Origin of the sequence: Actinomycetospora succinea (assembly GCF_004363095.1) — a bacterium.
GTDB classification, from domain to species: Bacteria; Actinomycetota; Actinomycetes; order Mycobacteriales; family Pseudonocardiaceae; genus Actinomycetospora; species Actinomycetospora succinea.
This window is the reverse complement of sequence record NZ_SNYO01000002.1, coordinates 92,452-105,788: the sequence shown is the minus strand read 5'-3', so window position 1 is coordinate 105,788 and position 13,337 is coordinate 92,452. Positions and strand designations below refer to the sequence as shown.

At 73.4% G+C, this 13,337-nt stretch carries 10 protein-coding genes and 1 pseudogene; 3 read left to right on the top strand and 8 right to left on the bottom strand.

Going from position 1 to position 13,337, the window contains the following annotated elements; genetic code table 11:
* Positions 1-34: 34 nt before the first annotated feature.
* The 3 genes from EV188_RS06825 to EV188_RS06815 are packed head-to-tail and all read right to left on the bottom strand — an operon-like array spanning position 35 to position 2,553.
* Positions 35-646 (bottom strand): TetR/AcrR family transcriptional regulator, encoded by a 612-nt coding sequence (locus tag EV188_RS06825; protein WP_133825523.1) that lies wholly within the window; start codon positions 644-646, stop codon positions 35-37.
* Positions 647-682: 36 nt separating this feature from the next.
* The gene (locus EV188_RS06820; protein ID WP_133825522.1) at positions 683-1,894 is read right to left on the bottom strand and encodes a cytochrome P450; all 1,212 of its coding nucleotides are present in this window, start codon (positions 1,892-1,894) and stop codon (positions 683-685) included.
* On the bottom strand, positions 1,891-2,553 hold the full coding sequence (locus EV188_RS06815) for a TetR/AcrR family transcriptional regulator (protein WP_243741529.1): 663 nt from the start codon (positions 2,551-2,553) through the stop codon (positions 1,891-1,893). The genes EV188_RS06820 and EV188_RS06815 overlap by 4 nt, the downstream gene beginning before the upstream one ends.
* A gap of 48 nt (positions 2,554-2,601) precedes the next feature.
* On the opposite strand from EV188_RS06815, the pseudogene EV188_RS06810 reads away from it, so the two are divergent.
* Positions 2,602-3,984: pseudogene (locus tag EV188_RS06810) on the top strand (MFS transporter); the annotation flags it as partial.
* 364 nt (positions 3,985-4,348) lie between these two features.
* Here EV188_RS06810 and EV188_RS06805 read toward each other — a convergent pair.
* A complete protein-coding gene (locus tag EV188_RS06805; protein WP_133825519.1) occupies positions 4,349-4,948 on the bottom strand; it encodes an FMN reductase in 600 nt (199 codons plus the stop codon).
* Positions 4,945-6,042, bottom strand: coding sequence for an LLM class flavin-dependent oxidoreductase (locus EV188_RS06800; protein ID WP_133825518.1), 1,098 nt, complete (start codon positions 6,040-6,042; stop codon positions 4,945-4,947). The genes EV188_RS06805 and EV188_RS06800 overlap by 4 nt, the downstream gene beginning before the upstream one ends.
* Positions 6,043-6,255: 213 nt before the next feature.
* On the opposite strand from EV188_RS06800, the gene EV188_RS06795 reads away from it, so the two are divergent.
* Together EV188_RS06795 and EV188_RS06790 are read left to right on the top strand one after the other, a co-directional pair.
* On the top strand, positions 6,256-7,878 hold the full coding sequence (locus EV188_RS06795; RefSeq protein WP_133825517.1) for an FAD-dependent monooxygenase: 1,623 nt from the start codon (positions 6,256-6,258) through the stop codon (positions 7,876-7,878).
* A 183-nt stretch (positions 7,879-8,061) separates the two neighbouring features.
* Positions 8,062-9,903: a GmrSD restriction endonuclease domain-containing protein gene (locus tag EV188_RS06790; RefSeq protein ID WP_133825516.1), complete on the top strand. Its 1,842-nt coding sequence runs from the start codon at positions 8,062-8,064 to the stop codon at positions 9,901-9,903.
* A gap of 63 nt (positions 9,904-9,966) precedes the next feature.
* On the opposite strand, the gene EV188_RS06785 is transcribed toward EV188_RS06790, so the two are convergent.
* From EV188_RS06785 to EV188_RS06775, 3 genes are read right to left on the bottom strand one after another with little or no spacing between them, the layout of a single operon-like run.
* Entirely contained in the window at positions 9,967-11,433 is a 1,467-nt protein-coding gene (locus tag EV188_RS06785; RefSeq protein ID WP_133825515.1) for a protein adenylyltransferase SelO, read from the bottom strand.
* Positions 11,430-12,056, bottom strand: coding sequence for a hypothetical protein (locus EV188_RS06780; protein ID WP_133825514.1), 627 nt, complete (start codon positions 12,054-12,056; stop codon positions 11,430-11,432). The genes EV188_RS06785 and EV188_RS06780 overlap by 4 nt, the downstream gene beginning before the upstream one ends.
* A 17-nt stretch (positions 12,057-12,073) precedes the next feature.
* Positions 12,074-13,279 carry a cytochrome P450 gene (locus tag EV188_RS06775; protein ID WP_133825513.1) on the bottom strand — a complete coding sequence of 402 codons (1,206 nt, stop codon included), beginning with the start codon at positions 13,277-13,279 and terminating at the stop codon, positions 12,074-12,076.
* Positions 13,280-13,337: the final 58 nt, after the last annotated feature.

The window sequence follows — 13,337 nt, the reverse complement described above, 5'->3', positions numbered from 1 at the left end:
GGCACCCCGGCGGCGGCCCCGGTCGGGGTGCGCGTCAGGCGTCGGGGCGCAGCGCCCGGCGCCACTGCTCGGTGACGTCGCGGCGCAGCCGCTCGGTGTCGACGCCCTCGGGGTCGACGAGGCGCTGCATCCCGATGCCGCGCAGCTGGCCGACGATCGCGACGGCGACGGCCTCCGGATCCGCGTCCGGGCGGATCTCGCCGGCGGCGAGGCCCGCGTCGATGTCCACGCGCAGGTCGGCGCGGAAGCCGCGGTCACGGGCCCGGAAGGTCTCGGCGAGCTCCGTGGCCGAGGCCGCCTCCGCCCAGAGCAGCAGGAACGCGCGGTTCGCGGTGCCGAGCGCGGTGACGGCGTGCACGTAGCCGTCGACGAGCGCGAGCAGCCGCTCGAGGCCCGGGGTCATCGCGTCGAGCCCCGGGACGAAGCCGCCCTGGATGGAGCTCGCCAGGGCGTCGACGAGGCCCTGCTTGGAGCCGAAGTGGTGGGTGACGATCCCGCGGCTGTAGCCCGCGCGCTCGCCGACGCGGGCGAGCGTGAGCGCGCGGACCCCGGACTCCACGACGATCTCGGCGGCCGCGGCCACGAGCGCGGTCTCGGTGTGCTCGCGGCGCTCGGCCTGGGTGCGGCGTCGGGGCTGGGCGCTCACCGCGTCGACCCTAGCCCGGCGCACGGCGAGGGACGCTCACCACGCGACCGGCAGCCGCTCGAGCCCGTGGATGGCGTGCGCGGTGGCGAAGTCGACCTCCCTGTCATCGTCGCTGTCGGCGGTCGCGAGGTGCAGCGTCGGGAACCGGCGCAGCAGGGCGGGGAACGCGATCCGCATCTCCATGCGCGCCAGCGGGGCGCCGAGGCAGTGGTGCACGCCGTGGCCGAAGGCGACGTGGGGCGGCCCGTCGCGCGTGATGTCGAAGCGCTCCGGGTCGTCGACGACCGCGGGGTCGCGGTTGGCCGTCGGCAGGTTGAACACCACGAGGTCGCCGCGGCGGATCGCCGCGCCCTCGATCTCGACGTCGCGCAGGGCCAGGCGGGGCGAGCCGCTGCTGACGATCGAGAGCCAGCGCATCAGCTCCTCGACGGCGGGCGCCACGGCGTCCTCGTCGTCGCGGACGCGGGCGAGCTGGTCGGGGTGGCGCAGGAGGGCGAGCGTGCCGAGCCCGAGCATGTTTGCGGTGGTCTCGTGGCCCGCGACGAGCAGCAGGTTCGCGATGCCGACGAGCTCGTCGTTGGTCAGGTCGTCGTCGTGCTCGCGGATGAGCATGCCGATGAGGTCCTCGCCGGGCTCCCGGCGGGCGCGGGCGACGAGGCCCTGCATGTACGCCAGCGCCTCGGCCGCGAGCGCCACCCGGCGCTCCTCGGACTGGCCGATGTCGAGCTGGGCGCTGGTGCGCGCCTGGAACTCGTCCTGGTCGCCCGGCGGCACGCCGAGCAGCTCGCAGATCACCAGCGACGGGATCGGCAGGGCGTACTGCGACACCAGGTCCGCCGGCGTGCCGGAGCGCTCGAGGGCGTCGAGGTGGTCGTCGACGATCTCGACGATGCGGGGCTCGAGGCGGCGCATGCGGCGCACGGTGAACTCGCCGGCCAGCATCTTGCGCAGCCGCGTGTGCTCGGGCGGGTCGAGGGAGAGCAGGTTGCCGCTGCGGTCGCCGGAGAGCTGGCGCGGGTCCCGGCGGACGTCGCCCGCGAGGTCGTCGGGGGTCCAGCCGTTGGCGAAGGTGTCGGCGTCGCCGAGCATCCGGCGCACGTCGGCCTGGCGCGTCAGCAGCCACGCGGGCGGTCCGAACGGCGTCGGCACCCGCGCGATCCCGGCGCCGTCCCGGACCGCCTCCGCGTCGGGCGCGGGCCCGAAACCGGTGCGGCGCAGGTCGACGGGGGACTCGGTGCGTGACGTCACGCATGCTCCTGATCTGTGGTGGGGGTGACGGGCGCGAGCCAGACGCCGACGAGGACGTCGACGAGGCCCGTGGCGGTGTCGGCCCAGGTGGCCCGGGTCGTGGGGGTGCCCTCGGCGAGGGCGCGCTCGCGCTCGACGGGGACGTGCACCAGCAGGTGGCGCGCGACGTCGCCGCGCTCGCGGAACACGGCGGGCGGCAGGCTCGGCAGGCACGCGTGCAGCCCGTCGAGGATGCGCACGAGGAACGGCGAGCCCAGGTGCTCGTCCACGAGGATCTCGCGCAGCGCCGGGTCGGTCATCACCTGCGCGCCGAAGCGCGCGTACCAGCTGGGCGTGCCGAGCGCGGCCATGTGGTCGAAGGTCGGGCGCACGAGGCAGTCGAGCCAGTCGCGGAGGTCGTCGCTGCCCGCGACGCGGGCGACCATCGCCTCGCGCGTGGCCTCGATGTCCTCGGTGTGCCGGCGCACGATCGCGCGGACCAGGTCGGACTTGGTGCCGAAGTGGTAGCCCACGACGGCGGTGTTGCCCTGGCCGGCGGCCTCGGCGACCTGGCGGTTGGACACCTCGTGGACGCCGTGCTCGGCGAAGAGGCGCTCCGCGGCGTCGAGGATGCGCTCACGGGTGGCGGCGTTGCGGTCGGTCCGGGCCTTGGCGGGCACGCGACGAGTGAACGACCTCATCTCGCAGGTGTCAATCGACTGATTTAGATTGTGTCGGTGACCTCCACTCGCGCCCCGGCCTTCGTCCCGGTGCTCGCGCTGGCCGGCATCACGGTCTCGCTGCAGCAGACGCTCGTGGTGCCGCTGGTGCCGCAGTTCCCGCGGCTGCTCGGCGCGGCGCCCGCCGACACGGCGTGGATCGTCACCGCGACGCTGCTGACCGCGGCGGTCGCGGTGCCGATCGTCGGGCGCCTGGCCGACATGGTGGGCAAGCGGCGGATGCTGCTCGTCTGCCTCGCGATGCTCATCGCGGGCTCGGTGGTCGCGGCGCTGTCGACGTCGCTGGTCCCGCTCATCGTCGGGCGCGCGCTGCAGGGGCTCGCGACGGGCGTGATCCCGCTGGGCATCAGCCTCATGCGCGACGAGCTCCCGCCCGAGCGCCTCGGGTCGGCGACGGCGCTGATGAGCGCCTCGCTGGGTGTCGGTGGCGCGCTGGGCCTGCCGCTGGCGGCGCTCATCGCGCAGACCGCCGACTGGCACGTGCTGTTCTGGGCGGCCGGCGGGCTCGGGGTCGTCGTGCTCGTCGGGGTGCTCGCGCTCGTGCCCGAGTCGACGCAGCGCGCGGGCGGCCGGTTCGACCTGGTCGGCGCCGTCGGGCTCGCGATCGCCTTGGTGTCCCTGCTGCTCGCCGTGTCGAAGGGCGGCACGTGGGGCTGGGGCAGCGCGACGACGGTGACGCTGTTCGTCGTCGCGGCCGTGGTGCTGCTGCTGTGGGCGTGGTGGGAGCTGCGCACGCGCCAGCCGCTGGTCGACCTGCGGGTCAGCCGGCGTCGCCAGGTGCTGCTGACCAACACCGCGTCCATCGTCATGGGCTTCTCGATGTTCGCGATGTCGCTGGTCTACCCGCAGCTGCTGCAGCTGCCGACCTCGACCGGCTACGGGCTCGGGCAGTCGATCCTCGTCGCGGGCCTCGTCCTCGCGCCCGGCGGGCTCTGCATGATGGCGATGTCGCCGGTGTCGGCCCGCATCAGCGCCGCGTCCGGCCCGCGCACGACGCTGATGATCGGCGCGTTCGTCGTGGCCGTCGGCTACGGCGTCGGCGCGGTGTTCCACGGCTCGGTGTGGGAGCTGGTGATCAGCTCGATCGTCATCGCCTGCGGCATCGGGCTCGGCTACGGCGCCATGCCCTCGCTGATCATGGCCGCCGTGCCGGTCGAGCAGACGGCGGCGGCGAACAGCCTCAACAACCTCATGCGCGCGCTCGGCACGTCGTTCGCCAGCGCGGTCGCCGGCGTCCTGCTGGCCTCGCTCGTCACCGCGGCCGGTGTGCCCACCGAGGGCGCGTTCGTGCTGGTCATGGTGCTCGGCGCCGGCGCGGCCGTGGTCGCGGTGGCGATCGTCGCGGCGATCCCGCCGCAGCGGCCGGTGCCGCGCCGGACGGAGCGGACCGGGACGGCGGAGGCGGTCGCGGCGGAGCCGGAGCCCGTGGCGGCACCCGCCCTCGTCCGTGGCGTCGTCCGCCACCGCGACGCCCCGGCGGGCGGCGCGGTGCTCACCGTCGTCAGCACCGACGGCCACCAGCTCGGGACGGTCCGGGCCGGCGAGGACGGGACGTTCGCGGTCCCGCGCACCGGCACCGGGCGCGCCCACCTGCTCGTCGTGCAGTGGTCCGGGATCGCGCAGGCCGAGCCGCTGGGCGGCACCGACGGCGTGGAGCGCGACGTCGACCTCCCCGGGGATGCAGGACGGGACCGGGGCGGGCGCGGTGCGCCCGCCCCGTCCCTCACGGTGTAGGTCACGCGCCGCGCAGCAGCGCCTCGAACGGCGTCGGGTCGGCCAACGGGTCGGCGACCGTCGCCGCGGGACGCGCGGCGACTAGGTCGGCGAGCTCGCCCGCGGCGCGGGTGATGCGCTCGGCCAGCTCCGCGCTCGACCCCCAGTCCTCGGACGCCGCGAACACCCCGGTCGGCACGACCGTCGCGTGCAGGTACGCGAACAGCGGGCGCATCGCGTGGTCCAGCGCGAGCTGGTGGCGTGCGGTGCCCGCCGTCGCGCCGAGCAGTACCGGGGTGCCCGTCAGCGCGTCTCGGTCGAGGACGTCGACGAACGTCTTGAACAGGCCGCTGTAGGACGCCGAGAAGATCGGCGACACGGCGATCAGCCCGTCCGCGCCGGCGACGGTGTCGAGCACCGGGCGCAGGGCGGCGTTCGGGAAGCCGGTGACGAGGTGGTCGGCGAGGTCGCGGGCGTGGTCGCGCAGCTCGATCACCTCGGGCCGCGCCGCGACCCCGCGCTCGCCGAGGGCCGCCACCGTGGCGTCGGTGAGGCGGTCGGCGAGCAGGCGCGTCGACGACGGCGTCGACAGGCCTGCGCTGACCACCGCGAGGGTCCTCATCGGACGGTCACCTCCTGCTGCGCGATCTGCGCCGCCACGAGCGACTCGTGGGTCGGCGCCTCCGGCACGTGGGCCGGCTTGCGGGCGGCGAACTCCTTGCGCAGCACCGGCACGACCTCCTCGCCGAGCAGGTCCAGCTGCTCGAGCACCGACTTCAGCGGCAGGCCCGCGTGGTCGATGAGGAACAGCTGGCGCTGGTAGTCGCCGACGTAGTCGCGGAAGCCCAGCGTCCGGTCGATGACCTGCTGCGGGCTGCCGACGGTCAGCGGCGTCTCGCGGGTGAAGTCCTCGAGCGACGGGCCGTGCCCGTACACCGGGGCCTCGTCGAAGTACGGCCGGAACTCGCGCACGGCGTCCTGCGAGTTCTTGCGCATGAACACCTGGCCGCCGAGGCCGACGATCGCCTGGTCGGCGTCGCCGTGCCCGTAGTGCTCGAAGCGGCGGCGGTAGAAGTCGACCATCCGCCGGGTGTGGTCGGCGGGCCAGAAGATGTGGTTGTGGAAGAAGCCGTCGCCGTAGTACGCGGCCTGCTCGGCGATCTCGGGGCTGCGGATCGACCCGTGCCACACGAACGGCGCGACGCCGTCGAGCGGGCGCGGCGTGGAGGTGAAGCTCTGCAACGGGGTGCGGAACTTCCCCTCCCAGTCGACGACGTCCTCGTCCCACAGGCGTCGCAGCAGCGCGTAGTTCTCGATCGCCAGCGGGATGCCCTGGCGGATGTCCTGGCCGAACCAGGGGTAGACCGGCCCGGTGTTGCCGCGGCCCAGGGTGAGGTCGACGCGACCGCCCGCGAGGTGCTGCAGCATCGCGTAGTCCTCGGCGATCTTCACCGGGTCGTTCGTGGTGATCAGCGTGGTCGCGGTGGACAACTGCAGGCGCTGCGTGCGGCCCGCGAGGTACCCGAGCGTCGTCGTCGGGGAGGACGAGAAGAACGGCGGGTTGTGGTGCTCGCCGAGGGCGAAGACGTCGAGGCCGACCTCCTCCGTCTTCTCCGCGATCCGCAGCACGGCCTGGAGGCGCTCCGCCTCGGTGGGGGCGCGGCCGGTCGTCGGGTCGGGGGTGATGTCGCTGACCGAGAAGACACCGAACTGCATGACCCTGCGCTCCGTTCGTTGACGTTTCAACCTGCACTCTGTCGAACAGTGGTTGACCTGTCAACTATTCCATGCCCGTCCCCGGGTGGATCTCGTTGACGATCGTCCGGCGTGTGCGTTGTACTCACGGTCATCGATGGCCGACGCGGGCACTCCGTTCGGCCCAGCGGTCGGGGTTCCGCGAGTACGTCGTGTGACCGACAGGAGCGTGCCATGGACGTGGATGTGGACGTCGTCGTCGCGGGAGCCGGGCCCGTCGGCCTGACCGCCGCGGTGGAGCTCGCGCGGCGCGGGGTGCGCGCGCGGGTGGTCGAGCAGCTCGCGGCGCCCCGTGGGTACGCCAAGGCGGTCGGGCTCCAGCCGCGCACGCTGGAGCACTGGGAGCGCAGCGGCATGCTCACCGCGGTGCTCGACGAGGTCCGCACGCTGCGCGGCAACATCGTCTACCGCGACGGGGTGCAGGCCGCGCGCCTCGAGGTCGCGCTGCCCCCGGACGTGCCCTACGGGTTCACGGCCCTGCCGCAGTACACGACCGAGCGCCTGCTCGCCGAGGAGCTGCGCCGGCACGGCGGGTCGGTCGAGCGCTCGACCGAGCTCATCGGCTTCGAGCAGGACGCCGACGGCGTGACCGTGCGGCTGCGCACGCCCGCCGGCGAGGAGACGGTGCGGACGTCGTACCTGGTCGGCGCGGACGGCGCCCACAGCGTGGTGCGCAAGGGGCTCGGCCTGTCGTTCGAGGGCGACGCCTTCGGCGAGGAGTACATGCTCGGCGACGTCGTCCTGAGCTGGGCGATGCCGGCCGGCTACGGGGTCCGCATCACGCGGACGCAGCCCGACGGTCCCGACGACGTCCTCGTCGCGATCCCCCTGCCCGGCGCCGGGCGCTACCGCATCACGATGCTCGCGCCGCCCGAGCTGTCGACCCGCGCCGCCGCCGGCGGCGTCGCCCACGGGTTCGAGGGCGGTCGCGCCCCCGAGCTCCACCACCTGCAGACGGTCGTGGACCGCCTCGCCCCCCAGTCGACGACCGTGTCGGACCTGCGCTGGTCGTCGGTGTTCCGCATCAGCCACCGGATCGTCGACCGCTACGCCGACGGGCGGGTCTTCGTCGCCGGGGACGCCGCGCACATCCACCCGCCGACCGGTGGGCAGGGCATGAACACCGGCATCCAGGACGCCATCAACCTCGCGTGGAAGCTCGCGCTCGTCGTCGACGGCGTCGCCTCGCCCGCCCTGCTCGAGAGCTACGACCTCGAGCGCCGCCCGGTCGGCGAGGAGGTCGTCGGCCGCACCACCCGCCAGGCCCGCACGGGCTTCGAGACGTCCGACCCGGCGGCGATGCTGCGCCGCGAGGCCCAGCTGCTCGTGAGCTACCCCGACAGCCCGGTCGTCGGCGCGGCCGGCGGGTCGCTCGGCGTCGCGCCCGGCGACCGCGCACCCGACGCCCGCGGGCTGCGCCGCCCGGCGGTCACCGACCCGATCCGCCTGCACGCGGTGCTCGCGGCCACCGAGCACGCCCTGCTCGTCTACGTCGACGACGTCGCCCAGATCGCCGAGGTCAACGCCGCCCGGGTGCACGCCGCGACGGTGCCGCTGCCGATGCGCGTGCACGTGGTCGTCGGGCCGGACCTCGGCCCGGTGCTCGCCGACGCCGGCGAGCCGTGCCTCGTCGACAGCGCCGGCGACCTCGCCGCGGTGTACGGGATGCGCGGCGGCGACGCGGTGCTCGTGCGCCCCGACGGCTACGTCGGCTGGACCGCGCGCCCGCTGGCGACGGCGGAGTTCGCGAGCTACCTGGAGTCGCTGGTGGGCTCGGGTTCTCAGGTTCCGCAGTAGGTGACGTAGCCCGGCGCGAGAAGCACTCCGCGAAGGACGACACGGCGCCGGCGGCTCCCGCCCGAGTCGGGCAACACGCACGGCTGAGCGGTCGCCCGGATGGGCGCATGACGAGCACGAAGGGAGCACCACGTAACTTCCGACCCGCTCCGCGTCACCGACGTGTCCGAGGGGGAACCGCACATGCCGTTCGAGAGTCCGGACGTCGAACTCGAGGACCTGCTCGAGCTCGCGGCGACGGGGAAGCTGCAGCTTCCCGACTTCCAACGGGGTTGGAAGTGGGACGACGACCGCATCCGCGCCCTGATCGCGAGCGTGGCCCAGGGGCATCCGGTCGGCGTCGCGATGACGCTCGAAGTCGGTGGCGGCGGGTCCAACTTCAAGCCGATCCCGATCGCCGGGGTCGATCCGGCGTCGGCGGCGAAGCCCGAGCAGCTCCTCCTGGACGGGCAGCAGCGGACCACGTCGCTCTACCAGTCGCTGTACTCGGGGCGGGTCGTGGACACCAAGGACGCGCGCGATCGCCGCATCAGGCGGTGGTACTTCCTCGACATCGAGAAGGCCCTGGCCCCGAACGCCGATCTCGAGGACGCCGTCGTCTCGATCCCCGAGGACCTGGTCGTCCGCGAGAACTTCGGGAAAGATGTCCTCACCGACCTGCGCACGACGGAGAAGCAGTGCGAGGCGGGCGCCTTCCCCGCGTGGATCGTGTTCGACAGTGACGCGACGACCGAGTGGATGTGGGCCTACATCGAGGCCGACCCCGCGAACAAGGACCGGTGGAAGGAGTTCCACAAGAAGGTCCTCAAGGAGATCACCGGTTACAAGGTCCCCGTGATCCGCCTGACGAAGGACACCTCGAAGGAGGCGGTCTGCACCGTCTTCGAGAAGGTCAACACGGGCGGTGTGCCGCTCAACGCGTTCGAACTGTTGACGGCCACGTTCGCCACGGCCGACTTCTCCCTCAAGGACGACTGGGCGCACCGCCAGGAGCGGCTCCACCGGAAGCCGGTCCTGCGCTCCCTCGAGAGCACCGACTTCCTCCAGGCGATCTCGCTCCTCGCCACCGGTGCGCGCCGGGGCGACGGGCTGATCGAGCCGGGGTCGACCTCCTGCAAGCGGCGCGACATCCTCCGGCTCGGTCTCGAGGATTACCGGCGATGGGCCGACCCCGTGACCGAGGCCCTGGAGTGGTGCCACCAGTTCCTCGCGCACGAGCACTTCTTCCGGGCCGCCGATCTGCCCTACCGCACGCAGCTCGTTCCTCTCGCGGTCATCAGAGTCCTCCTCGGCAAGGATGCCGACGTCTTCGCCACGCGCGCGATGATCCGTCGCTGGTTCTGGTGCGGGGTGCTCGGCGAGATGTACGGCGGGAGCACCGAGACGAGGTTCGCCCGTGACGTCGAGCAGGTCCCGGCCTGGGTGCGGGGCGGTCGGCGCGAGCCCGGCACCGTCGGTGAAGCCGCTTTCTACGCGGCCCGGCTCCTGACGCTGAAGACCAGGAATTCGGCCGCGTACAAGGGCGTCTATGCGCTGCTGATGAAGCGCGGGTGCCTGGACTGGATCAAGGACCAGCCGATGGGTCTCGCCACGTTCTTCGACTACAAGATCGATATCCACCACATCTTCCCGAAGGCGTGGTGTGACAAGAACGGGGTGGACGCCGATCACCGCGAGAGCATCGTCAACAAGACCGCGATCTCCTTCGACACGAACAGGACGATCGGTGGCGTCGCGCCGTCCAAGTATCTGGAGAAGGTCGAGAAGAAGTCGGGACTCGAGGCTGCAGCGCTGGACCGGGTGCTGGAAACCCACCTCATCGAGTCGTCCGCGCTCCGAGCAGACGACTTCGACTCCTTCTTCCAGGCACGCCGCGCCGCTCTGCTGGAGCTGATCGCCGACGCGATGGAGAAGCGAGCCATCGACGACGCGGCGGACGACGCTGCCGAGGCCGCGATGTTCGAGCCGCAGGCGGAGGACCCGGAGGACGAGGGCGCCCTGGTCTCCGAGCTGCCGGCAGCATGACGTGCAAGTAGTGCTACCCGTGTCCTGAGGACACGGGTAGCACCGATCCGGGGCGAGGTCGGCTCAGGTCCCGCAGTAGGTCGTGTAGCCCGTGGCCGACGGGTCGCCCTTCGCGTAGTCCTCGAGGCCCGGCCGCTCCTCGTACGGGCGCGAGACGACGTCGACGAGCTGGTGGAACGGCGCGTGGTCGCCGGCGACGGCCGCGTCGAGCGCCGCCTCCACGTGGTGGTTGCGCGGGATGTAGACCGGGTTGACCCGGTCCATCGCGTCGGCCGACTCGGCGACCGGGCGCTCCTGGGACTCCAGCGCCGTCCGCCAGCGGGAGAGCCACGCGTCGACGGCGTCGCGGTCGACGACGAGGTCGAGCACCGGTGAGGTGTCGCCCCGCGCGGCGGCGGAGAGCCCGCGGAAGAAGCGGGTGTGGTCGGGCTTCTGGTCGGCCATGAGCGTGACCAGCTCCTCGGCCAGCTCCCGGTGCTCGCCGGTCAGCCCGAGCTTGGCGTGCAGCCCGGCCGAGCGGTGCCGTCCGAAGCGCTCGGCGAACGACGACACCACATCGGTCGCGGCGGGGATCGCGGCCTCCGGGTCGTCCTCGATCTGCGTCAGCAGCGACTCCGCGAACCGGGCGAGGTTCCACTGCGCGGCCTGCGGCTGGTTGCCGAACGCGTACCGGCCGCCGTGGTCGATCGAGCTGAACACGGTCGCCGGGTCGTAGGCGTCGAGGAACGCGCAGGGCCCGTAGTCGATGGTCTCGCCGGAGATCGTCATGTTGTCGGTGTTCATGACGCCGTGCACGAACCCGACGTCCATCCACTGCGCGACGAGCGCCGCCTGCGCCTCCACGACCGCCTCGAGCAGCGCGAGCGCGGGCTTCTCGGCCTCGGCGGCCTGCGGGTGGTGGCGCGCGATGGCGTGCTCGGTGAGGCGGCGTAGCAGGTCGGCGTCACCCGTCGCCGCCGCGTACTGGAAGGTGCCGACACGCAGGTGGCTGGACGCGACGCGGGCGAGCACGGCGCCGAGCAGCGGGCGCTCGCGCATCACTCGCTCGCCGGTGGTGGCGACCGCCAGGGCGCGCGTGGTCGGGATGCCGAGCGCGTGCATCGCCTCGCCGACGACGTACTCCCGCAGCATCGGCCCGAGCGTCGCCAGCCCGTCGCCGCCGCGGGCGAACGGCGTGCGGCCCGAGCCCTTGAGGTGCAGGTCGCGGCGCCGCCCAGCGGTGTCGGTGAGCTCGCCGAGCAGCAGCGCGCGCCCGTCGCCGAGGCGGGGGGAGTAGTTGCCGAACTGGTGGCCGGCGTACGCCATGGCCACCGGGGTCGCGCCCGCGGGGACGGCGGTGCCGGCCAGCACGGCGACGCCCTCGGGCTTGCGGAGATCCTCGGCGTCGAGACCCAGCTCGCCGGCCAGCTCGTCGTTCAGCGCGACCAGCTCCGGCGACGGGGCAGGTGCGGCCTGCCACGGCTGGTAGAGGCCCCCGAGGTCCCGGACGAACCAGTCGTCGAGGGTGACGGGCGACGCGGCGACGGTCATGTCCCCGAGGCTAACCGCCGCGCCGCCGTGTCATGCCTGATCAAGGTCGTGATGCGGACCAGCGACGGCGTCCGGGGCGTCGACCCGAAACCGAAGTGCACCGGCGGGTCGACGGCCGTCAGCGCCCCCTGGTCGACGCCCTCCCAGCGCACGCGGGCGTCGGCGACCCGGTGCAGGTCCCGCGCGCCGTAGTACTCGCGGCGCCCGCCGCCCGCGGACCCGACCGTGCGCACACCGGGCAGCACGCGCCGCGCCACGACGTCGATCGCGGTGATCCACGCGGGCGCCGTGGCGAGCCGTCCCGGTACCGCGCGCAGCAGCCATCCGAGCGGCGAGCGGCCGCCGACGTGCAGGGTCAGGTCGAGCTCGACGGTCGTGACCCGGTGCTCGCCGATCCCGGCGGCGTGCGTCACCGGGCCCAGCCGCGTCTCGTCGAACGTGTACGTGGCGCCCACGAACTCGGCGACGCGCTCGTTGGGGGCGAGCAGGATCCGGCGGCCGTCGGGGCGCTCGACCATGACGTCGGTGAACGCCCCGAGGGGCGACCGCGGCCAGTGGCCCACGACGGCGCGCAGCCCGCCCGCCGTGCCGACGCCGGCGATCCAGCCCTCGAAGCGATCCATGCTCCGCGGCTACCCGCTCACCACCGGACGGGCAGCTCCGCAGGCCCCCGCACGAGGGCGGTCTCACGCCACACGACCTCGCCAGCGCGGTCGAGCGTCGGTACGCGGGTGACGAGCGTCGTCAGCGCCGTCTGCAGCTCCATGCGCGCCAGCGAGGCGCCGAGGCAGTGGTGGGGACCGAAACCGAACGCGACGTGGCTGCTGGAACCGCGGTCGAGGTGCAGCTCCTCGGGCTCGTCGAACACCTCCGGGTCGCGGTTGGCGGCGATCGTCGAGACGAGCACGGCCTCGCCCGCGTGCACCGTGCCGCCCTCGAGCTCGACGTCCTCGGTCGCGATGCGCGGCAGTCCCGCGTGGCGGCCCAGCGGCGTGATGCGCAGCATCTCCTCGACCGCCGCCGGCACCTGCTCGGGGTCGGCGACCAGCGCCTCCCAGCGCGAGCGCTTCGCGAGCAGCGTGAGCACCATGTCGCTGGTCATGTTCATGGTCGTCTCGTGGCCGGCGACGAGGATGGCGACGCCGAGGCTCACCAGCTCGGCCTCCGAGAGCCGGTCGCCGTCCTCCTCGCGCGCCGAGATGAGCGCGCCGAGGACGTCGTCGCCGGGGCCGTCGGGGCGGGCGCGCCGGTCGGCGACCAGCGAGCCGATGTAGCGCTGCAGGTCGGCCATCGCGGCCTGGCGCTCCTCGGCGGGCACCTTGGAGGTCGAGAGCGCGGCGTCGGCGCCGGCGCGGAAGACGTCCCGGTCGGCCAGCGGGACGCCGAGCAGCTCGCAGATCACGATCACCGGCAGCGGCATCGCGACGGCCTCGACGAGGTTCGCGGGCGACCCGGAGGCGAGCATGTCGTCGACGAGCCCGTCGGCGACCTCGCGCACCCGCGGGCGCAGCGCCTCCGCGCGGCGGGCGGTGAACGCCGACGCGACGAGGCGGCGGACGCGGCCGTGCTCCGGCGGGTCGATGTTGGTGATCGTGTCCGGGCGGTCGATCTTCTCGGGGATCGCGCGCGGCACGTCCGCCCCGACGACCGCGGCGCGGCTGAACCGCGGGTCCGACAGCACGGTCTTCACGTCGGCGTAGCGCGTGGCGAGCCGGCCCTCCGCGCCGTACGGCATGCGGATGCGGGCCAGCGGCTCCTCGGCGCGCAGGCGCGCGTAGGTCGGGTCGAACTCGAGGGCCTCGGCCTCGCCGAACGGATAGTCGTGGGCGTACGGGCAGGTGGTCATGCTCCTATTATGGCACTCAATGACAGAAAGGCGCGACGAGACAGGTTGTCGCCACGGG